The 21988-nt window shown below is 52.6% G+C and carries 20 protein-coding genes; 9 read left to right on the top strand and 11 right to left on the bottom strand.

Features of this window, described 5'->3' with window-relative positions; all coding sequences use genetic code 11:
* The 4 genes from radC (at position 1) to ACMHXE_RS02070 (ending at position 2286) form a co-directional block, all read left to right on the top strand.
* Entirely contained in the window at positions 1-678 is a 678-nt protein-coding gene (gene radC, locus ACMHXE_RS02085; RefSeq protein WP_039035359.1) for a RadC family protein, read from the top strand.
* A gap of 122 nt (positions 679-800) precedes the next feature.
* A complete protein-coding gene (rpmB, locus tag ACMHXE_RS02080) occupies positions 801-1037 on the top strand; it encodes a 50S ribosomal protein L28 (protein ID WP_028769274.1) in 237 nt (78 codons plus the stop codon).
* Positions 1038-1043: 6 nt separating this feature from the next.
* Positions 1044-1217, top strand: coding sequence for a 50S ribosomal protein L33 (gene rpmG / locus ACMHXE_RS02075; protein WP_025010872.1), 174 nt, complete (start codon positions 1044-1046; stop codon positions 1215-1217).
* A 301-nt stretch (positions 1218-1518) separates the two neighbouring features.
* Complete coding sequence (locus ACMHXE_RS02070; protein WP_101056444.1) at positions 1519-2286, top strand: phosphatase PAP2 family protein; 768 nt, start codon at positions 1519-1521, stop codon at positions 2284-2286.
* 49 nt (positions 2287-2335) lie between these two features.
* Here the strand turns inward: ACMHXE_RS02070 and ACMHXE_RS02065 are convergent, their stop codons facing one another.
* The 6 genes from ACMHXE_RS02065 to ilvC form a co-directional block, all read right to left on the bottom strand.
* Positions 2336-3466 (bottom strand): pyridoxal-phosphate-dependent aminotransferase family protein, encoded by a 1131-nt coding sequence (locus ACMHXE_RS02065; RefSeq protein WP_045283242.1) that lies wholly within the window; start codon positions 3464-3466, stop codon positions 2336-2338.
* Positions 3467-3593: 127 nt separating this feature from the next.
* Positions 3594-5147 (bottom strand): threonine ammonia-lyase, biosynthetic, encoded by a 1554-nt coding sequence (ilvA, locus tag ACMHXE_RS02060; protein WP_413731237.1) that lies wholly within the window; start codon positions 5145-5147, stop codon positions 3594-3596.
* A gap of 1 nt (position 5148) precedes the next feature.
* Positions 5149-7005, bottom strand: coding sequence for a dihydroxy-acid dehydratase (gene ilvD / locus ACMHXE_RS02055; RefSeq protein WP_101056446.1), 1857 nt, complete (start codon positions 7003-7005; stop codon positions 5149-5151).
* Positions 7006-7041: 36 nt separating this feature from the next.
* Positions 7042-7299: an acetolactate synthase 2 small subunit gene (gene ilvM / locus ACMHXE_RS02050; RefSeq protein ID WP_025010070.1), complete on the bottom strand. Its 258-nt coding sequence runs from the start codon at positions 7297-7299 to the stop codon at positions 7042-7044.
* Positions 7296-8972, bottom strand: coding sequence for an acetolactate synthase 2 catalytic subunit (ilvG, locus tag ACMHXE_RS02045; RefSeq protein WP_412502909.1), 1677 nt, complete (start codon positions 8970-8972; stop codon positions 7296-7298). Before ilvG ends, ilvM begins: the two co-directional genes overlap by 4 nt.
* Positions 8973-9384: 412 nt before the next feature.
* Positions 9385-10866, bottom strand: a complete 1482-nt coding sequence (gene ilvC, locus ACMHXE_RS02040) for a ketol-acid reductoisomerase (protein ID WP_101056448.1) — start codon at positions 10864-10866, stop codon at positions 9385-9387.
* 148 nt (positions 10867-11014) lie between these two features.
* On the opposite strand from ilvC, the gene ilvY reads away from it, so the two are divergent.
* Complete coding sequence (gene ilvY, locus ACMHXE_RS02035; RefSeq protein WP_025010072.1) at positions 11015-11887, top strand: HTH-type transcriptional activator IlvY; 873 nt, start codon at positions 11015-11017, stop codon at positions 11885-11887.
* A 241-nt stretch (positions 11888-12128) separates the two neighbouring features.
* Here ilvY and ACMHXE_RS02030 read toward each other — a convergent pair whose 3' ends face one another.
* The gene (locus ACMHXE_RS02030) at positions 12129-13460 is read right to left on the bottom strand and encodes a hemolysin family protein (RefSeq protein ID WP_101056451.1); all 1332 of its coding nucleotides are present in this window, start codon (positions 13458-13460) and stop codon (positions 12129-12131) included.
* A gap of 173 nt (positions 13461-13633) precedes the next feature.
* Here ACMHXE_RS02030 and ACMHXE_RS02025 point away from each other — a divergent pair, with 173 nt between their 5' ends.
* Entirely contained in the window at positions 13634-14437 is an 804-nt protein-coding gene (locus tag ACMHXE_RS02025; RefSeq protein WP_226565140.1) for a substrate-binding periplasmic protein, read from the top strand.
* Between the two features lie 11 nt (positions 14438-14448).
* Here ACMHXE_RS02025 and ACMHXE_RS02020 read toward each other — a convergent pair whose 3' ends face one another.
* The 4 genes from ACMHXE_RS02020 to ACMHXE_RS02005 all read right to left on the bottom strand — a co-directional run bounded on the left by ACMHXE_RS02020 (position 14449) and on the right by ACMHXE_RS02005 (position 18596).
* Complete coding sequence (locus ACMHXE_RS02020; RefSeq protein WP_165565790.1) at positions 14449-16236, bottom strand: sensor domain-containing diguanylate cyclase; 1788 nt, start codon at positions 16234-16236, stop codon at positions 14449-14451.
* Positions 16233-17174 carry an ABC transporter substrate-binding protein gene (locus tag ACMHXE_RS02015; RefSeq protein WP_413731234.1) on the bottom strand — a complete coding sequence of 314 codons (942 nt, stop codon included), beginning with the start codon at positions 17172-17174 and terminating at the stop codon, positions 16233-16235. The genes ACMHXE_RS02020 and ACMHXE_RS02015 overlap by 4 nt, the downstream gene beginning before the upstream one ends.
* 214 nt (positions 17175-17388) lie before the next feature.
* A complete protein-coding gene (locus tag ACMHXE_RS02010; RefSeq protein ID WP_101056455.1) occupies positions 17389-17637 on the bottom strand; it encodes a hypothetical protein in 249 nt (82 codons plus the stop codon).
* Positions 17638-17777: 140 nt separating this feature from the next.
* The gene (locus ACMHXE_RS02005) at positions 17778-18596 is read right to left on the bottom strand and encodes an EAL domain-containing protein (RefSeq protein ID WP_101056456.1); all 819 of its coding nucleotides are present in this window, start codon (positions 18594-18596) and stop codon (positions 17778-17780) included.
* A 310-nt stretch (positions 18597-18906) separates the two neighbouring features.
* Here ACMHXE_RS02005 and ACMHXE_RS02000 point away from each other — a divergent pair, with 310 nt between their 5' ends.
* The 3 genes from ACMHXE_RS02000 (at position 18907) to ACMHXE_RS01990 (ending at position 21874) form a co-directional block, all read left to right on the top strand.
* On the top strand, positions 18907-19719 hold the full coding sequence (locus ACMHXE_RS02000) for a winged helix-turn-helix domain-containing protein (RefSeq protein WP_109247177.1): 813 nt from the start codon (positions 18907-18909) through the stop codon (positions 19717-19719).
* Positions 19707-20207: a hypothetical protein gene (locus ACMHXE_RS01995; protein WP_101056458.1), complete on the top strand. Its 501-nt coding sequence runs from the start codon at positions 19707-19709 to the stop codon at positions 20205-20207. Before ACMHXE_RS02000 ends, ACMHXE_RS01995 begins: the two co-directional genes overlap by 13 nt.
* Positions 20208-20353: 146 nt before the next feature.
* Positions 20354-21874: a YifB family Mg chelatase-like AAA ATPase gene (locus tag ACMHXE_RS01990; protein WP_109247176.1), complete on the top strand. Its 1521-nt coding sequence runs from the start codon at positions 20354-20356 to the stop codon at positions 21872-21874.
* Positions 21875-21988: the final 114 nt, after the last annotated feature.

Genomic DNA, 21988 nt, shown 5'->3' with positions numbered 1-21988 from the left:
ATGGGTATCAGAGACTGGCCTACAGGAGAGGGCCCAAGGGAAAAGTTGCTGCAGCAGGGAGCCAAGAGCCTGAGTGATGCCGAGTTACTGGCGGTCTTGCTGCGTAACGGCCTGGCGGGGCAAAGTGCGGTTGAATTAGCCAGAGATTTGCTCGCGGCATTCGGTTCACTGCGGCAACTCTTGGTGGCACCACTGAATCAAGTTGCCCGAATTCCGGGAATGGGGCCGGTGAAATATACCCAATTGCAGGCCGCCGCCGAACTTTCGAGACGAATTTCTCGGGAAAAGCTGCAAAGAGGGCCGGTTTTGACAAATCCGGATTTGACTCGCGACTATTTAATGAGACAATTAGCAGACCGTGCCACCGAGGTGTTTGCGATTCTGTTGCTGGACAGCCAGCACCGAGTAATCCAATTCGTGGAATTATTCCATGGCACCCTGGACTCTGCATCCGTCTATCCGCGAGAGGTGGTTAGACTGGTGCTGGAAAAACAGGCCGCGGCGGTCATAGTTTGCCATAATCACCCGTCCGGCGTGGCTGAGCCCAGCCAGGCTGACAGGCGAATTACTGAGCGGTTGAAATGTGCGCTCGCAACCATAGATGTTTCGCTTCTGGATCATATGGTTGTAGGGGATTGCGAGATAGTTTCCTTCGCAGAACGCGGATGGATAGTTTGATCCATCGCTTGATCTTTCCTCAGTTATCCTGTATAACATGCGCCCTCTTTGTGCCTCGGGCGACGGCCATACGAGGCACATTAATGCTCGAGCGTTAAAATTGTTTTTTGGAGAAGATTGACATGTCAAGAGTATGCCAAGTTACTGGCAAGCGACCAATGGTTGGTAACAACCGTTCGCACGCAAAAAACGCAACTCGTCGTCGTTTTTTACCTAACCTGCAGAACCACCGTTTCTGGTTAGAAGACGAAAAGCGTTTCGTACAATTGCGCGTTTCTACCAAGGGTATGCGCATTATCGACAAGAAAGGTATCGAAGTCGTTGTTGCTGAACTTCGTGCCCGTGGCGAGAAGGTGTAATAGAAAATGGCTAAAGCTAAAGGAAATCGTGAGAAGATCAAGCTGGTTTCAAGCGCCAAGACTGGTCACTTCTACACTACCGACAAGAACAAGCGTAACATGCCTGAAAAGATGGAGATCAAAAAGTTTGATCCCGTAGTTCGTCAGCACGTTATCTACAAAGAAGCCAAAATCAAGTAATCCACTTGGTATTTGAATTCTTGGAAAGCCCCTCTCGCAGGGGCTTTTTTATACTCAACTTTCAGTCACATTGGCTATATCAAGACAATGCCATATCAGAAACTCTGGGTACTCTGTAGCCGTTTTTAATCAGTATCATCAATCGTTGCCCTCATTGCCACCACGCCTAGGTAGCAGAAAACAACTTCGGCCCCTGTTTAGCGCAACATGACACTCAGCTTAACCAAACACTGAATAGTACTTGCTGCACTTCCTTTCTCTGGCACAATGGCGGTTTGTCCGTTCCGATAAGGGTGTATTAATGAAGTATGCGGCCGTCCCTTTGACCTCACTGGCCATTTGTTGGCTGTTTCTGCTCAGCTTGCCGCTGGCGCTGTTTTCCCTGTCAGAGCCACTCTTCCCTTGGCTTAACCTCGATAGCGCCGCCGCTCAGTTTTGGTACTGGTTAACCGTGTCAGGTTCAGCGCCCTGGGGCGTAAGCACTGTGTTGTTGGTGTTTGCCATCAGCTTTTTTATCCTGCCAAAGGGCAGCTGGCTGAAGATGATGTTCTGCACTTCGCTGGGCTTGGTGCTGTGTTTGCTGCTCAATGAACAGCTCAAGCTGGTATTTGCCGAATCCCGGCCCTATATCGAATGGCTGTCCCACCAGCAGCATCTGGATATCAAGGAGTTCTACAGCATAGACAAGTACGCCCGCAGGGAACTGCTGGCGCAGGTTCTTCCCGGGGTATCACCGCTGGATATGCCTATCTCGGCACAGATCCAGCATCACTGGCAGATAGAAACTGGGTTTTCCTTTCCCTCCGGCCATACCATTTTTGCCGTGACCCTGACTATGTGCAGCAGTTTCTTTCTGCTGAGACACAACAATCTCTGGCTTCCGGCGCTGCTTATCTGCTGGGCACTGCTGATGGGGCTGAGCCGTATGTTGCTGGGGATGCATTGGAGTGTCGATGTATTGACCTCGACCCTGCTGGGGGGGCTGCTGTCGGCCTTGGCTATCTATATCGGCAGTCACAGCTATCACCGCCTAAAGCCTGTGTTCACCAAGGCTATGAGCGAAAGCTAAAACGAAAACGCCCCGTCATTGAACGGGGCGCTTATCTAAAGGCGAGCGATCAGTTAAGCACTTCGGCCAAGGCCCGCAGGCACAGGGCAACATTTTCCCGTCTGGCACCGTAACCCATCAGGCCGATACGCCAGGCCTTTCCGGCCAAGGCGCCGAGGCCGGCACCTATCTCCAGATTATAGTTATCCAACAGCTGCTTTCTCACGGCGCCATCATCGACACCTTGCGGGATATAAACTGCGTTGAGTTGCGGCAAGCGGCTCTGCTCGGCCACCACAAATTCGAGCCCCATGGACTCAAGCCCCTGACGCAGCAAAAGGTGCATATCTCGGTGGCGTTGCCAGGCATTTTCCAGCCCCTCTTCGGCCAGTAACCGCAGCGCTTCATGCAGTGAGTACAGGGCATTAACAGGCGCCGTGTGATGATAACTGCGCTTACCATCACCGCTCCAATACCCCATCACCAGAGACTGGTCCAGGAACCAGCTCTGTACCGGGCTCTTGCGCGCCTTGAGTTTAGCCACTGCGGCCGGTGAGAAGGACACGGGGGACAAACCAGGCACACAGGAGAGGCACTTCTGACTGCCGGAATAGATGGCATCTATGCCCCAATCATCGACTCTGAGCTCGACGCCTCCGAGGGAAGTTACGGCATCGACAATCGACAGACAGCCGTGCTCACGCGCCAGGGCGCACAGTGTTTTGGCGTCGGAAAGTGCGCCGGTGGAGGTTTCGGCGTGCACAAAGGCCAGGAAGGCGGCATCGGGATGCGCCTTCAGTGCGGCTTCCACCACTTCTGGGTCAACCGCTGTGCCCCATTCGAAATCCAGCATCACCGCCTCGGCGCCAATCCGCTCGACGTTCTGGCGCATTCTGTCGCCAAACACCCCGTTACGGCAGACAATCACCTTTTCGCCCGGCTCCACCAGGTTGACGAAGCAGGTCTCCATACCGGCGCTGCCCGGGGCAGAAACCGCTATAGTCATCTCGTTGCGGGTTTGAAACGCATATTGAATGAGACTCTTGAGCTCATCCATCATGGCCACAAACAGAGGATCCAGATGCCCGACCGTCGGCCGCGACTGCGCCGCCAATACCTGAGGATAGACATCCGAAGGGCCGGGGCCCATCAGGATCCGGCGGGGAGGGTTAAAAGCGCTAACCGAGGGTGCAGCAAACATCTTGGCTCTCCTTACAAGAGGTTTCAGGGTACGGATTAGAATAATAACTCAAGACCATAGCATAAAACTGGCCGCCGGACTGCCCCTGCTTTTGGCGAAGACAGTCGACCTGTTCCCTTTCAGGATCTCACTGGCCTGGACGCGCCAGAAACAGCCGGTAGGCGGGGTTATCCGTCTCGTCCTGACAGACAAACCCCAACTCATCCAGAAACTGGCCAAAGGCGGCTTCATCGGCCTTGGGCACTTCAAAGCCGGCCAGCACCCGCCCAAAGGCGGCGCCATGGTTGCGATAATGAAACAAACTGATGTTCCACTTGCTCTTCAACGTCGTGAGAAACTGCAGCAAGGCTCCGGGATGCTCCGGGAATTCAAAGCTGAACAGTTTTTCTTCCAAAGGCTCGGGTGGCAAGCCGCCCACCATATAACGCACATGCAGTTTGGCCGCCTCATCGGCAGAAAGATCCTGCACCGCAAAACCGGCACTCTCCAGAGATGAGATAATCGCCTGCAGCTCGCTGATACCTTCGCTAAGACGGATCCCGGCAAAGACCACGGCGCGATCGCGCCCGCTGAAACGGTAGTTGAACTCAGTCATCACCCGCCGCTCCAGCAGCTCACAAAAATGCAGGAAAGAGCCCGGCCTTTCCGGAATGGTCACTGCCAGCACCGCCTCTTTGTGCTCGCCCAGCTCGCAGCGCTCAGACACATATCTCAGGCTGTGAAAATTGACATTGGCCCCGCTGAGAATCGCCGCCAGTTTCTCGCCCTTGCCCTTATCACCGACATACTTTTTCAGCCCGGCCAACGACAAAGCACCGGCCGGTTCCGCAATGGCGCGGGTATCTTCGAAGATATCCTTGACCGCGGCGCAAATTTCATCCGAGCTGACGGTCACCACTTCATCGACATATTCCCGCGCCAATCGAAAAGGCTCCTGACCTATACGCTTAACCGCCACCCCATCGGCAAACAACCCCACCTGCTCCAGCGTCACCGGCTCATCCGCTTCCAGCGCTGCCTTGAGACAAGCGGCATCTTCCGGCTCGACGCCGATGATCTTCACCTCGGGCATTACGGCTTTGTAGTAAGCAGCAATGCCGGCGATTAAGCCACCGCCACCCACTGGCACAAACACCACTTCAAGATCTCTTTGCTGCTGCAGCATCTCCTGGGCAACCGTGCCCTGCCCGGCGATCACCGCCTCATCATCGAAGGGGGGAATAAACACCCGCCCCTCATCCTGGGCCAACGCCATGGCATACTGATTGGCCTGATCGAACGACTGCCCATGAAGCACCACATTGCCGCCGAGGCGGCGCACCGCATCTATCTTGATGTCCGGGGTGGTAGTAGGCATCACTATCACGGCGTCGACCCCGCGACTCGAAGCCGACATGGCAACGCCCTGGGCATGATTACCGGCCGAGGCACATACCACTCCGTTTTCGCACTCAGCGGGGCTCAAGGCGGCGATACGATTATAGGCGCCGCGCAGCTTGAACGAGTGTACCGGTTGCATATCCTCGCGCTTGAGAAACACCTGGCAGCCCAAACGGGCCGACAGCTTGTTCAGACTCGACAGCGGGGTAACCTGCGCCACATCATAGACATGGGACAAGAGGATCTTCTGTAGATAATAGTTGGCCAGCGACAGCTGACTCTTGGATGCCAGCGCCAACATACTAGCCCTCCAACTTAGTGCGATCGCGCACGGCGCCCTTGTCGGCACTGGTGGCCAACATGGCATAAGCCTTGAGCGCCAACGACACAGGGCGCACCCGTGCCAACGGCTTCCAGGCCAAAGGCCCCTTGGCCTGCATCGCCTCACGGCGCCGGGCGAGCTCAGCATCGCTCAGCTTAAGTGTGATGCTGCGGGCCGGGATATCGATTTCAATGGCATCGCCATTTTCAATCAAGGCGATAGTGCCCCCTGAGGCGGCTTCCGGTGACACATGGCCTATGGACAGCCCGGACGTACCGCCGGAGAAGCGGCCATCTGTGATTAAGGCGCAGGCCTTGCCCAAACCGCGGGACTTGAGGTAACTGGTGGGATAAAGCATCTCCTGCATGCCAGGGCCACCTTTAGGGCCTTCGTAGCGAATAACCACCACATCCCCGGCGACCACTTCACCGCCGAGGATCCCGGCAACGGCCTCGTCCTGGCTCTCATATACCCTGGCCACGCCCTTGAACCTGAGGTTGGATTCATCCACCCCGGCGGTTTTCACTATGCAGCCATGCTCGGCCAGATTACCGGACAGTACCGCCAAGCCCCCTTCCTGACTGAAGGCAAACTCGCGGCTGCGGATACAACCTTCGCGGCGATCTGTATCCAGTGATGGCCAGCGGCAATCCTGGCTGAAGGCCTGGGTAGTAGGGATCCCCGCGGGACCGGCACGGAAGAAGTCTTTTACCTTCGCAGACTCGGTGCGCATCACATCATAATTGGCCAGCACAGACTCAAGCGAGCCATCATCGGAAGCCACATGGTTAACATCCGTATGCAGTAAACCGGCGCGTTCCAGCTCACCCAAGATCCCCATTACGCCCCCGGCTCTGTGGACATCTTCCATATGGTATTTAGGGGTCGAAGGTGCCACCTTGCAAAGGTGCGGCACCTTGCGGCTGAGACGGTCGATATCCGTCATGGTGAAATCCACTTCGGCTTCCTGAGCCGCCGCCAACAGGTGCAGCACAGTGTTGGAAGAACCGCCCATGGCGATATCCAAGGTCATGGCATTCTCGAACGCCTTGAAGTTGGCAATATTGCGCGGCAATACCGAGACATCATCATCCGAGTAGTAACGCTTGGCCAGCGCCATCACTCTTCTGCCCGCCTCCAGAAACAGTTCGCGTCGATCACTGTGGGTCGCCAACATGGAGCCGTTGCCCGGCAGCGACAGCCCCAACGCCTCGGTCAGGCAGTTCATCGAGTTGGCTGTAAACATGCCGGAGCAGCTGCCACAGGTTGGGCAGGCGCTGCGTTCGATTTTCTCGCTGTCGGCATCGGATACCCTGTCATCGGCCGCCGCCACCATGGCATCCACCAGATCCAGCTTGATAAGTTTATCGGACAGTTTGGTCTTGCCCGCTTCCATAGGCCCGCCGGAGACAAATACCACGGGGATATTGAGCCGCAGCGCCGCCATCAACATGCCGGGGGTGATCTTGTCGCAGTTGGAGATACACACCAGAGCATCGGCGCAGTGGGCATTGACCATATATTCGACGCTGTCGGCAATCAGTTCACGGGAAGGCAGGGAATAAAGCATGCCGCCATGGCCCATGGCGATGCCGTCATCGACCGCTATGGTGTTGAACTCTTTGGCGATGCCGCCGGCCTCTTCGATGGCCGATGCCACCAGGGAGCCCATGTCTTTCAGATGCACATGACCGGGAACAAACTGAGTGAAGGAATTGGCAATGGCGATAATGGGCTTACCGAAGTCGCCTTCCTTGACCCCTGTGGCACGCCAAAGGGCTCGGGCTCCGGCCATGTTGCGGCCTTCGGTACTGGTTGCTGATCTGAGTTTGGGCATTGCTCAATTCCTTACGCTTATTCTGATGATTCTTGGTTAGCCGTTGACGGTACGGGAGAGGCTGCTAGCGGGCCGCACAGTGCAGCGGGCCACGTCTACCAGCTTAGTCAACTGACGGCTCAGTAGCTCTATGGCTCTGTCACTGTCGACCGCCATTGCCAGCTGCAGGCGCTGATCCTCGGCCAGTGTCATATGCATATCGCGGACGGTAAAGCCGCGGTGGCGGGTTACCCGCAATACACGTTCCAGTACTTCGGGGCGTTGTTCCAGGGTCAATTCCAGATTATGGATCATGATCGCTTCTCCGTTTGTTCCATCATTTCACAGTTGGAGGCGCCGGGGGGAACCAGCGGCCAGACATTAAAGGCATCGTCTATGGCGACGTGCAGCAGGAAGGGGCCTTTGGCACTGAGCATCTCATCCAGTGCCTGCTCAACCTCATCGGCCGAGTAGATGGTGCGTCCGGGGATATCGAAGGAGGACGCCAGGGTAACAAAGTCGGGGTTATCGGACAGGTCGGTTTCGCTGTATCTCTCTTCAAAAAACAGCTGTTGCCACTGTTTCACCATGCCCAACTTCTGGTTATCTATCAAAAGTATCTTCACCGGCAGTTTACGACGCTTGATGGTGGTCAGCTCCTGCACATTCATCATGAAAGAGCCGTCGCCGGAAACCGTGACCACAGTGGCATCCGGCCTTGCCATCTGCGCGCCTATGGCCGCCGGCAAGCCAAAGCCCATGGTGCCAAGCCCGGCACTGGAAAGATGATCTTCCGGGCGGCGAAAGTGCATATGCTGGGCAACCCACATCTGGTGCTGGCCGACATCACAGCTCACCACAGAGTCGCTCGGCAGCTTGTTGGCCAGACGACGCAACATGGCCGGCGCATAGATGAGTGAACCAGGATGGACGTAATCCCACTGGTGCTGCGCCCGCAGGTGCTCGACTTCCGCTTGCCAGGGCGCTATCTGCAGCGCTTGCGGCGCCAGTTGCGTCAATATGCTTCTTAAGTCCCCATCCATGGCCACATCCGGCTGGCGCAGTTTGCCAAGTTCGGCGGCATCGATATCCAGGTGGATCACCTTGGCCTTGCTGGCAAAGCTCTCCAGCCTACCCGTGACCCTGTCATCGAAACGGGCACCGACCACCAGCAGCAGATCGCACTGCTGCACCGCCAGATTGGCGGCCTTGTTGCCGTGCATCCCCAGCATGCCCAGGTAACCTTGAGTGCCGTGGGCTATGGCGCCCAGCCCCTTGAGCGTTGCCACCGAAGGAATACCGCTACGCTGAATAAAAGCCCGCAGCGGCTCCACTGCGCCCGCCATGCCGACGCCGCCACCGACGTACAACATGGGTTGGCGCGCGGCCGTCAGCAAGGCGTTGGCTTCCGCCAAAGCCGCCTGGTCCAGCTCCGGCTCATCGGGCACCGCCTGCAACGGCGCCTTGTATTCCACTTGGGCAAGCTGGATGTCTTTGGGGATATCCACCAACACAGGACCGGGACGGCCGGAGGCGGCGATTTCGAAGGCGCGGTACAGGGTAGCAACCAGTTCATCGGCGCGGGTCACCATAAAACTGTGTTTGGTACATGACAGGCTCATGCCCAGCACGTCCATCTCCTGAAAGGCATCTGTGCCTATCACGGAGGTGGAAACCTGGCCCGTGATGGCCACCAGCGGCACTGAGTCCAACAGCGCATCGGCCAAAGCGGTGATCAGATTGGTCGCCCCCGGGCCAGAGGTGGCCAGGCAGACGCCCGTCTTGCCGCTTGAGCGGGCATAACCGACGGCGGCGAAGGCGGCGCCCTGTTCATGACGGGAGAGCAGATGTTCGACCTGGCTGTCGTAGAGAGCATCGTAGATAGGCATGATGGCGCCGCCGGGATAACCAAAAACCGTGTTCACCCCATGGGCGGCCAATACCTTGATAACTGCTTCACTGCCGCTGATCTTCTGCCCTTGTTCCATCTTGTTATCTCGCCTATTTTTGCTGCTGTTTAAGTTTTCAATGGCCCTGAAACGACAAACCCCCCGGTCCTTTCGGAGCGGGGGGTTTGTTTGCAATTTCTGACCCTATCTGGTCTGTCGTCGCGCCACGAGCCGCCCCCGCTGTGATGGAATAATCACGACGGTAATAATCACGAGGAGGAGCTTGGCGCTTAAGTTAAACATTTCTCAGACAGTTTCCTGTATTCAATTTATCTGCTTGGCGAGCCCTTTGGCAGCGCACTTATTAACCATTACCATAAAGTGTTTTCAGAACACAACAAAAAAATTCACAACCTGAAAATCTTCCAACTTGGCTTGGCTATGGCACCCTCGACGATGGCTCGCCTAAACAGCTTGATTGCCGCCGGCGGCAATCAAGCTAACGTTTACGTCAATCTTGCAGGTTTATCCTTTTCATTTCAGTCATATAACCGCGAAGTTCGGCACCGACATATTCGACGGCCGTATGGCGAATCGCTTCGTTGACCTCGATCAGACGCAGATTATCGACCCCATTGCCCGAATCCTTGAGACCGGCGCCCAGGACCTCGGGAGAGAGGGCGTTGACATAGTCACGCAGCAGCGGCACGGCGGCATGGTTGAACAGGTAACAGCCATATTCGGCGGTATCCGAGATCACTACGTTCATCTCATAAAGGCGTTTACGGGCTATGGTGTTGGCAATCAGCGGCGTCTCATGCAGCGACTCGTAGTAGGCCGACTCTTCGATGATCCCGGCATCCACCATGGTATCGAACGCCAGTTCCACCCCGGCCTTGATCATGGCCACCAGCAAGATCCCCTTGTCGAAATAGGTCTGCTCATCTATCTGCTCGGCGCAGGTCGGCGCCTTTTCAAAGCCGGTGTTATTGGTCTCTTCACGCCAGCGCAGCAAATTGGCGTCGTCATTGGCCCAGTCGGCCATCATAGTGGCGGAAAACTCGCCGCTGATGATGTCGTCCATATGTTTTTCAAACAGCGGGGTCAGCAACACCTTAAGCTCTTCGGCAATCTCAAACGCCTTGATCTTGGCCGGGTTGGACAGGCGATCCATCATATTGGTGATACCGCCATGTTTAAGCGCCTCTGTGATGGTTTCCCAGCCCTGCTGGATAAGCTTGGCGGCATATCCCGGCTCGACGCCATCGGCCACCATCTTGTCATAACCCAGAATCGCCCCTGTCTGCAGCATGCCGCAGAGAATGGTCTGCTCGCCCATCAGATCAGACTTCACCTCGGCGATAAACGAGGAGTGCAGCACGCCGGCGCGATCGCCGCCGGTAGCACTGGCATAGGCCTTGGCTATCTCCAGACCGTCGCCATTGGGATCATTCTCAGGATGCACGGCGATCAGTGTCGGAACCCCGAAGCCACGCTTGTATTCCTCACGCACTTCAGTACCGGGGCACTTGGGCGCCACCATGATGACAGTGATGTCTGGGCGCACCTGCATCCCCTCTTCCACTATGTTGAAACCGTGGGAATAGGACAGGGTCGCACCTTGTTTCATCAAGGGCATTACCGCATTGACCACAGGAGTGTGCTGCTTGTCCGGTGTCAGGTTTAGTACCAGATCGGCCCCGGGGATCAGCTCTTCGAAGGTGCCCACCTTGAAACCGTTTTCGGTGGCTCGCTGCCAGGAGGCGCGTTTCTCGGCGATGGCTTCGCTGCGCAGGGCATAGGCGATGTTCAGCCCTGAGTCACGCATGTTCAACCCCTGATTGAGCCCCTGGGCACCACAACCAAGAATGACAATATTCCAGTCCTTGATATAGTCACAGCCGTTTTCAAACTCGCTGCGCTCCATAAAACGGCACTGGCTCAGCTGTGCCAACTGTTGCCGCAGATTCAGGGTATTGAAGTAATTTGCCATCTTAGCCACCTGTTTAACCGAATTCCTGGGACCAAGCCGAAACGGCTCAGTGATGCAAATCACTATAGCCCATGGTTTAAATTGCTTGAAATGATATATTCGGCATGTCATGTTGCACAAAACGCAATAAAAAGAGAGGCAAAACGGCATGGATATTCGGGCGATAAAACTCTATCTGGATCTCTGCGACACCCTGCATTTTTCCCGCACCGCCACCCGGATGCATGTCAGCCCTTCAACCTTAAGCCGCACCCTGCAAAGGCTGGAAGATGAAGTGGGCAGCAAGCTGCTGGAGCGGGACAACCGCAGCGTTACCCTGACCCACGCAGGCGAAGCCTTTCGCCGCTTCGCCAGCCAGACATTGACTCAGTGGCAGGAGCTGCGCCGCGAGCTGGATCCGCAGCAAAAGCTGCTGAGGGGCACATTGCAACTCTATTGCTCGGTCACGGCAGCCTATAGCCACCTGCCGGCCCTATTGGATAAGTTTCGCCGCCAACAACCCCTGGTCGATATCAAACTCACCACGGGTGATGCCGCCGATGCGGTGCAGGAAATTCAGCAGCAGAGAGCGGATATCGCCATCGCCGCCCTGCCGCAGGACTTTCCGCCGAGTCTGCACTTTGCCCCCATAGGTGAAGTGCCGCTGTCGATTATCGCGCCCACCATCAACTGTCAATTGCAGTCGCTGCTGGCGCAAAATCCTATTCCCTGGGAGCAACTGCCCTTTATCGTGCCCGACCACGGCCCCGGGCGTTTACGGGCCGAGCGCTGGTTCAAGGCGATGGGGATCAAGGCCAATATCTATGCCCAGGTATCGGGCCACGAGGCGATTGTGCCCATGGTGGCTCTGGGCTGCGGTGTCAGCATCACTCCGGATGTCGTGGTAGCCAACAGTCCACTGGGCGAGAGGATAAAAACCCTGGCCTCACCGGCCGAGATAGCCCCCTTTGAACTGGGGTGCTGCTGCAAGGCCAAGCGGCGCCAGGATCCCTTGGTAAGTGCGTTTCTGGAAGTGATTTAGCTAAAGGAAGGTGCGAACAAGTCCCATGCGTGCTCTGCGTCGGCTTACAGGCCTGGATACAAGGCGTGGTTCGCAGCAAATGGCCCTAGTCCTTTGCAAGAAGCACAACACAGCAGGCAGGCTTGTAAGCCACGTCCTTCGGGGCTTGGAAAGTCGGGCGGGCTTTACCGACTATGACCGAGTCCTCTGCAAGATGCATAACTCAGTCTATGGTCTGTATGCCACGCCCTTCGAGCTTACCTTAAATATCGAGTGACTCTTCATCCTTGGGCAGTTGATCTTCCTGAGGCAAGAGGCGGGTAACCAGCAACTGGTCAACCTTGTAGGCATCTATGTCCACCACCTCAAACTTATAACCTGCGTAGTTAACCGAGTCGGTGCGCTTGGGGATCTTGCGTAACGTATACATCATAAAACCGGCGATGGTTTCATAGTTTTGGTTTTGCGGAAACTCCTCAATACCAAAGGCACGCATCACGTCGGTTATCGGCGTCACCCCGTCCACCAGCCAGGAATTGGCGTCACGGGGCACTATCTGTTCTTCACTTTCATGCAGCGACCAGGCGCCCATTACCGCACTTTGCAGATCGTCAGTGGTCACTATTCCCACCACCAGGGCGTATTCATTCATCACCACGGCAAAGTCGGCTCTGTGATGACGGAAATATTCCATGGCTTCCGACAGGCTCAGGGTGTCGGGAATAATCAGGCAGTTGCGCACTAACGAGGTATCTTTCAAATCTATCTTGCGGCCGTTGATCACCCGCAGCAGCAGTTCCTTGGCGTCCACCACCCCTTTGATATTGTCCAGCTGACCATCGCAGACCAAAAACTTGTTGTGCGGATCCTCGGCGATTTTTTTCTTGATAGCGTCTTCATCATCCTGCAACAGGAAATACACCAGGCTCTCACGGGCGGTCATTGCCGAGGTGACGCTGACAGATTGCATCTCGAACACATTCTCAATCATCTGCTGTTCACCCTTATCCAGTACACCGGCCTCGGCACCGGCATCCATAATGGCGTAGATATCGTCAGGGGTGATTTCATCATTGCGAGCAGTAGGTATCTGCAGCAGTTTGAAGATACCGTTGGCCATGCCGTTGAATACCCATACAAAGGGGCGCAGCAAGGCAATACAGATAAGCATAGGGTTTACCAAGTTAACGGCCACTTTCTCCGGTAAGGCCATGGCAACCCGTTTAGGCATCAGGTCGGCGATCAGAATAAACAGACTGGTCACCAATACGAAAGACAACACAAAACTGAGTTGTCCGACCCAGGGCGGCGGAACCACATGGGCCAAAGCTGCCGCAAAATAAGGGGTAAAAGCAGACTCACCGACTATACCACCCATGATGGCAACGGCATTGAGACCAATCTGCACTACGGTGAAAAAACTACCCGGAGTGGTTTGCAGCGCCAACACTTTTTCGGCGCGCAAATCTCCCTCATCGGCCATCTGTCGCAAACGGATTTTACGGGAAGCGGCCAGGGCAATTTCAGACATGGAAAAAAAGCAGCTGGTTCCGATCAGGCAAAAGATAATCACCAAATTATCGAATAAACTCATACAACACCTTAGGTTAGTTACAAAGCGCTTCTATGCCGTGCCCTTGTCCAGGCCTGAATGTGGAGTGACTGGGAGGTCTAAAGGCTAACTGGTTACCGGTACGGGTACTAAACTGGCGAATTGAGTGGCTTTGCTATACTCCAAGAAACCCATTGCAGGCTTCTTCTACCGGAATGAAGTTCACATTATATCCGTTTGCAGCATTTTTGACAGTGATGCTTATCTCACCGGTCTCCAACGCAAAAGATGAGCTTAGCGGCATACCATTAAAAATATGTGTCGAAGAGTCTGAATTTCCTCCTTTCAATTACTTTTCCAGAATAGATGGCCGTAAGTCCCATAACAGTGACGGCTATGATATTCAGTTGCTTTATCGACTGTTTACACCACCGCGTTGGCAGTTACACATCATCGCCCTTCCCTGGCCAAGGTGCATGTTGGAAGTGGAATTGGGCAAGATAGATGCCGCCATGAGCGCCTCAGCCAACCCCGAGCGACGGCGTAAGTTCTTGCTATCGCGCTCCTATTACCACCTCACCCCTGGGGTGGTATTTCTCAAACAGAGCTTCCCAAAGGGTCTAAGATTCAACTCGCTAACGGAGCTAACGCAGATAGGCACAGTTTGCGGCATTCGCGGTTTCAATTATCGTAACTTCGGTTGGGACAACTCTCAGCCACTATCCCTAAGCAAAGATCTGCCGTTGATCCCCGAGTTACTGCAACGGGGTCGATGTGACTTCTTTCTGGCACGGCTGGAGGTTTTCAGCGGCACCTTAAAGCAGATGAATCGCACCCACCAGGACTTTGGGTTAGCAACGCAAGCGGTTCCCAACACCCGGCCAGAACCCTTCTATATGCTGGTATCCAGACAAAGCCCACACAAGATGGTACTGCTGGAAGAATTCAATAGCGGCGTCACCCTACTGGAAAAAAGCGGCGAGTTGCAACTGTTACTGCAAGCCTTCACAGACCACTGAGTTCCAGGCTATTACGCAATACACCAAGTATTACGCCCTTGATGTTTAGCCTGATAGAGCGCCTTGTCTGCCACCCGAATAACCTCACTCAAATCCCGTGTATTCTGGGTCAGGAGTGCCAGCCCAAGACTGATAGTGACTATACCTGCGGGGGCTGAGCCATGAGTAATTTGCAATTCCCGAACCTGAGTCAACAAGGTTTCGGCAACACCCTCAGCTTGCCTGCGGTCGACTCCCGGCAACACCAAAGCAAATTCTTCGCCGCCGACTCTGGCCAGCAAGGCGCGTTCAGGAAGCGCTTTACGCATGGCCTGGGCCAAACGCTGCAATACCCGATCACCGGCTGGATGGCCGAAACAATCGTTAAAAGCTTTAAAATGATCGACATCCAGCATTATCAAGGCGCCCTCCTCTTTCGAAGCCAGCAACCGCGCCAGGGATTCAGTAAAGGGACGGCGGTTCGCCAATCCAGTTAGTTCATCGGTTTCCGACAGCTGTTTAAGTTTGTGATTCAGCCCCAACAGCTCCCGCTGCAGCCCCAACATCTGCAAATCTCTGCGCTCCCTGACCAGGAGCTCGTTGAGCGCAGCGGCAAACTGGGTCAGCATGGCACGGCGGGATTGAGGCCAAAGTTTTGGAGATTGACTATTGCTTAGCGACAAAATCCCCAGCAGGTCTTGCCCATCTGTGATGGCAAACAGCGCCAGGGAACGTAACTGCAACTGTTTGAGTAACCTATATTCGGCGCTATCATCCGACTGCAGGGTTTCCACATCCTCAACGACTATCATATGTCTGGTGTTGAGTTGCTCTGAAAAACGATTCAACTCACTGATATCTATGTAACTTGAAGACAGCAAGTCGTCGCGGCGACTCCACACGCTACGATAACAGAGTTGTTGCTCTTTGATCTCCAGCAAGGTGACCCGCTCGACTGCAAACAACTCGGCAATCTGACGACCCACATCGGCCAAAGCCTGATCTACGTCCCCTGGCTGTACCTTCAGAAACTGCAATGATAGATCCGCCAATAACTCATTGGCTCTGGCCTGCCAAGCCAGTTCTTTATGGCTAAATTCCACCTGCTCGGACAATTGCCTTTGCCCTCGAGTCAAATGCCTCTGCTGCCAGCGTTTGCGGGCAAAGTCGGTTCTAATACGTCGGTACATCTGCTCTATGGCGCGGGCCACGCTGCCAATTTCATCTTGATTTGCCGCTCCTACCTCATTAGGTAAGGGCACTTTTCGCGGTTGTCCCAAATCGATACGATTAACGTATGCGGCCAGCGCCGCCAATCTTCCGGTAACCAGGCTACGTACCAGCGTCAGGATCACATAGATCATCAGCAGGGTTTTCAAGCCATTACCCACGACTATCAGGATCATCTGCCGCCATAGCTCATAATAGAGTTGGTTGCGGCTGCGTTGAACCTTAAGCTCACCTATCTGTTGCTGACGGTAGATTATTGGAAACAGAAAGATTTCATTGTCCAGTGCCTGATTCTTTCCTACCTGCAGGGCGATACCATCGGCACTGGACAAAGAAGCACCGGAAACATAAGGCTGCATACCTATACCTATCAGTATGTCCCGCAGCAACTTATGGTCTACATCCCAAATGGCCTGAGCCATGCCGGGCAGATTTGCCTCAACATATTCATGAAGCCTGCGATTACTCCCCTCAACACCATCCTGGTAATTCCAGAACAACTGGGCCGCCATGGTCATCAAGGCAAAGAATGAACTGACGCCTATGATCACCAAGGTCATCTTATGACTGATGACGGAACTTTGTTTCAATGCATTACTTCCGATGTCTGTTGGTACCAAACGAGCAGTGCCCGCCAATTTCGTTGCTCAAGTAAGTTGAAAGGCTCTGTCCCCGGAACCAACAGCCTGAACATAGAAGGTATCTTATTATTCCAGGGCCTGGCCTCACTGTCGTCTCGGATGCGCCTGAGCGCCTCGGCACCCGCCAGCAAATGCCCCCCCCCCAAGACACTGACACGCCCCTGGCTACGCCAATCAAGCACCTTGTTGGAAGTATTGATACTGGAAATGAAGATATCCTCTCCTGGCCTGAGCCCCTTTTCCTCCAGCGACGCAATAGAACCAAAGGCCATATGATCATTGGCGGTCCAGATCCCTTTCAGCCCCGGGTAACGTTTCAGCAGAATTTCTGTTTGCGTCTTGGCTCTTAGTTCTTGCCAATGACCGTAGACGACTTGTAATGGCTCTACCCCTCTTTCTCTGAAGCCATTTATTGCCCCTTGAGTCCGCGCTATTGATGCAGGCGTTCCCTTATCGCCGGAAATCAGCAGTACTTGTTGCGACCCGGCCCCCAACTGCTGCACCAAGGCCTGCGCAGTAAGAAAGCCTATCCGTTCATTATCAGGGACCAAAGGCGGTAACAGATGCTGTCGCCAGTATGGCTGTTGTTGCAACAAATGGCGCACTTCAGGAGCCACATCATTGAGCAATAAAAGAGTCTTAATAGGTAAACCTTCAAAGGCGGCCAACATTTTTACGGCAGCATTTTTTTCATTAACCAAAATAATATATTGAGGTAACTGTTCACGGGCAGCCAACTCTTGTGCCAAGGCTATCATCCGAAAATGATCCCTGTCGGCGTGCAATATTTCCAACTCAATATTCAGCTCTGATGCTGCTACCAGCATAAGGCTATCTATATCGCCCCAGAAACTTTCCTGAGCAGAGCCGGGATTAATAAAGCTCACCCGTAACGGTTGAGTTTGAGCCGAAGACTTGGCAGGATAAACCAGAAAAACACTTAGCCAAGGTAGGATGAACAAAAGAAGTTTACGTCGTGGTATGAAGCAATTTCCCCACGACGTATTAAGTAGACTCAACAGCAAGGTATCCTTCCCCCGGGTAAACAACACATCTCGTATACCGGAGAATTAAAACACAAATGAGCTGCTTTTGTGGAGATTAATTAACCTCTGGCAAACTTTCCAAAGACTGATAACCCATTTCATTGAGTTGATCATTAACGCAAGTCAGCAGATACTCCTGACGCTCTTCGGCTGGCACCGCGTCTTCGTCAGCCATCTGCAAACAAGCTTGCTGCAGTTGTTGAACGTCGGTTTCACTGGCTTGAGGCAATGCTTGTTCTTCATCGACCGCCAAAACAGCACCACTGAGTAACATACCGGCCAACAGTAGAGTTAAGCTTTTCATCTTGTTTCCTTGAGTGAGTAAAGTGCCATTCCATGGAACGGCACAGAGAAGTCTCACACAATCTACCAGTAGATTTTACATTCAGATAACGAGAAATTTTTGCCGTGACAGTGACCTTTTTTATCCGATCGCCAGATAAGTCATCGTAGTAAGGCATGGTTATTTAGCCGTACAGGAAGAAGTTCTGCCGGTACTGAAAAGAGATATCCTTGTAAACCATCATAGGGCACAAATTCCATCGCTAAAAACTGATCCAAATTCTCGACCTTTTCAACAATCACTTTAAGCAAGGCTTTATCCTTCAACTGATAGACATGCTCAATAAAATCTGCTCTTATCTTCTCAGAGTATTCAAAACCATTAGGCAAAATCAGCTTAATATAGTCAACACATCCTGTCCTTATCCAACATTGCCTTAGATCTCCTTCAGGCTCAAAATCATCTAAAGCTATTTTTAACCCCAGATCATGTAGTTTTGCCACACTAATAAAAGCCGGGTGAGCACAATCAGGGTTTAAACGCTCAGTTATCTCAATAACCAACTCAATATCTTGCTGTTTTAATGTGTCATTGAGCCAAATCAACTCAGCTTCCAATGCCATTATCACCCTAGCTTCCACATTAATAAACAAACGTTTTATTTTACGTCCGGTCAAAGCCAGTACATCAAGGTTTCTATAATCAATCACAGCTAACTGGTGTAACTGTTCCAATGATAGATTCAATAGTTCTTTATATTCTAGATTCTGATAAAAAAACTCTACATTCTTGTGTTGCATTCCCGGCCTAAACAAAACCTCATATGCAATACTCTTTATACAGCCATTAACCTCTCTGGTAACTATTTCTTGTAAGTGGGCCCGCGTCAAAGGTTTATAATCCGCTTGAAAGTGAGATACTCCTGTAGGGATTCCCTCCTTACATGTATGGATATTGCTGCTTCTCTGCTGCGTTAACATACTCCCTCCTTAAACCACAGGAATCAACTACCACAAACAAGATGACACCCTGTTAAATCAATAACATTAGCCTGGTAACCTGGAGGTTCTCACCAAAATCATTGTTCTTATAGTTATAAAACCTAATAAATAAAAGAAGACAAATAACAACTCAAAATCCAACAATTTTCACAGCAAAACAACAAGTTGCAATCTTAACATTTCTTTGATTAACAATTTATAACCTGAACTGCTGGATTTTTTATCACTTATTATTAGAATGAAAACATGTAGAAGATTAGGTTGAAGCCAAAAATCAATAGGATCCAAGATGGACACCACCAAAGGAAGGGAAAACATCACTGTTCGCCTAAACAACGGCAACCCAACCATAAGCACAAACACCAGAAGATATAAGTGTTCAACCCCAGAGCTTTATATATTAAAAGAGATGTATAACAATAAAGGGCAAGCAGTAAGCAGAGACAAATTGTTATCGACAGGCTGGAACGGCAGAGTAGTCTCTCCAAACTCTATTCCTGTGGCCATCGCTAATCTAAGACGTGTATTCAGGGAAATATCAGGCAATGAATTAATATTTACAGTCAAAGGGTTTGGATATGGCTTAGACACAATGCAAGATCATATCAAAATTGAATTCATGTTAGACAATCAAGAAAAGCCACCCACTGAACAAGGTCAAAATACAGAGTCAGCGAGTCAGTCAAAACAAAGTCAACCTTCTTCAATCAAGATAATTTCAATAATAATGGCATCAATCTCATTGTTTTTTATACCATTTACTATAAAAATATCAGTGACAGAAAACCTTCCTGAAGTAGACATTTACACTGATGGAAAAACAAAAATAATAACCCTTACAGAAATGGAAAATATGGATGAACAAAAAGAAATAAAATCACTCATTCACAAGCTGAATTATAAGTTACTTGGAACTGTCGATTTCCACGATCTCAAGTCAGAAATAAACGATGATAAAGATACAATAATTCTCAGTTATGGCACAGGTGTTTTTTCAATTGACTGCATTAACAAGTCACACAATAAAATCAGTACTTATGTCAGCCACAATGAAATATCCATATACAATAAAATCAAGGATGGAACTGCATGTCAAAGCTAGAAAGAATAGTGCCATTTATTATTCCCCTCGCATTTCTGCTGGCTTCTATCATAGTCAACTTAATTTATGACTATCACGATGTTCAAGATATTGACGGTCTGTACCGAGTAATAAAAAATGTTGAAGGACCAGATAACCAGATTAAGCGGATCAGCTTTTCCCTTTATATTGACATGGAGTCCGAAAGCTTCTGGGGTTGGTTACAACTTGATGATAACAAAGATAAATTTGAGGGTAAGATACTCTTTTCCGGCAAAATCTCCAGGTTGGCGTTACATGATAATTCAGTGCAAGTCGAACAGGTTAAAGTCTACCCAGTCTCGACCGACTCCCTGGAGGCCTTGTTTGACAATCCTGCACTGTCACTGTTGAAGCTATTGCTGGCGACTAATTATAAGGTGGTATGGCACTACACCTTGGTCGACAGCGTTTTTTGTTTCTCCAACGAAGCAGATGACAGCCTCAGATGTATGCAGAAAGTCATCTAGTCTCACAATTTTTATTGATGCTGACCATTTCCGGGTTCTGGAAATCTCGGTCGATAACGCCGGGACCGCTATTCCCACAAGCCAATGTAAATCCAGGCAACTGCTACACTCTACAAAATAGGGAAGCGCACAACAAAGGAACTGTTATGCCCATAGCCAGAGTTGCCACCCGAGCCGCCAAAGGTGTGGAGGCGCCTCAAGTACTGGTCGAAGCTCACCTCTCCAACGGCCTGCCGGCCTTCAATCTGGTGGGGTTGCCGGAAGCTTCGGTCAAGGAAGCCAGAGAAAGGGTTCGCAGCGCCATAATCAATGCGGGTTTTGAGTTCCCTATGCGCAGGATAACCATCAATCTGGCACCGGCCGATCTGCCCAAGCAGGGTGGACGTTATGACCTTCCTATTGCCATTGGCATCCTGGCAGCATCCGGACAGCTGCCACTGAAATCCCTGGACGAGCATGAATTTGTCGGTGAGCTTGGGCTGTCCGGTGAGGTCAGGCACTGCACTGGGATCCTGCCGGTGATCATTGCCGCCCGTCAAAGAGGTATCAAACTGGTATTGCCACAGGATAACCGTAGTGAGGCGGATTTGGTGGGCTATCAACAGTGTTGCCTGGCCCAGCACCTGCAACATATTGCCGCCTATCTGCACGGGCAGCAAACCCTGCCGGGGATAGTGCCGGGAACCGAATGGCTGGAACAATCCAAGCCACACTCAAGTGACTGCCTGTCGGAAGTCATAGGCCAATATCAAGCCAAACAAGCACTGGAAATCGCGGCAGCCGGCGGGCATAACCTGCTGATGCTGGGGCCACCTGGTACAGGCAAAACCATGCTGGCCAGCCGGATAATCTCACTCCTGCCTCCCATGAGTTATGAAGAGGCGCTGGAAGTGGCGGCAATTCATTCAGTGGCCGGCATGGCCACTGAGCCGGGGGAATTTTATCGCCGCCCGTTTCGCGCTCCGCACCATACCAGCTCGGCCATCTCTTTAGTGGGTGGCGGCTCGATTCCCAAACCCGGCGAGATTTCGCTGGCTCACCTTGGGGTGCTGTTTCTCGATGAAATTGCCGAGTTTCCCCGCAAGGTACTCGACTGCCTGCGTGAACCCATGGAAACCGGCCATGTCATCATCTCCCGCGCCGCAGCCAAACTGCGCTTCGATGCCCGTTTTCAACTTATCGCCGCCATGAACCCCAGCCCCTGTGGTGATGCAGGCCCAGGAAGCCGCGCCAGCCCAGAGCAGATCCGCCGTTACCTGGCCCGGCTGTCTGGCCCTTTCATTGACAGATTCGACCTCACCATAGAGGTGCCCAAACTCCCGCCAGGCGCCTTGACCTCAGAGGCGGCGCAGGGTGAAACCAGTGAGCAGATTGCCGCCAGAGTCGCTGCGGCCAGGGAGCTGCAACTCAGCCGCGCCGGCGTACTCAATAGTCAGTTGGGCAGTAAGGCATTGAAGCAGGCAGGTTTCAAACCCGGCGATCTGGCGTTTCTCGAACAGAGTGTCAATCAGCTGGGATTATCAGTGCGCAGCTTTCATCGGCTGCAACGAGTGGCGCGCACCATAGCCGATCTGCAGCTCAGCCCCATGGTCGAGCGGCGCCATCTGGCTCAGGCCCTGGGTTATCGGGCGATGGACCGTTTGCTGGCCAGCCTGCAACAGCTTTAATGACCCATGTGAATTGATGCCTGCATGTTAGGCGAATCAACAAAGGGGCCAATGGTCATAAACCAAGCGTCCAGAAAAAGCAAAGCAAAACCGCTGAAAGCACCTTGGCTTCAG

The sequence above is a fragment of the Shewanella sp. BJSY2023SW007 genome, from assembly GCF_047314525.1.
Classification (GTDB): domain Bacteria; phylum Pseudomonadota; class Gammaproteobacteria; order Enterobacterales; family Shewanellaceae; genus Shewanella; species Shewanella chilikensis.
The sequence above is the reverse complement of the archived record's forward strand: the minus strand, read 5'-3'. Positions and strand labels throughout refer to the sequence as shown.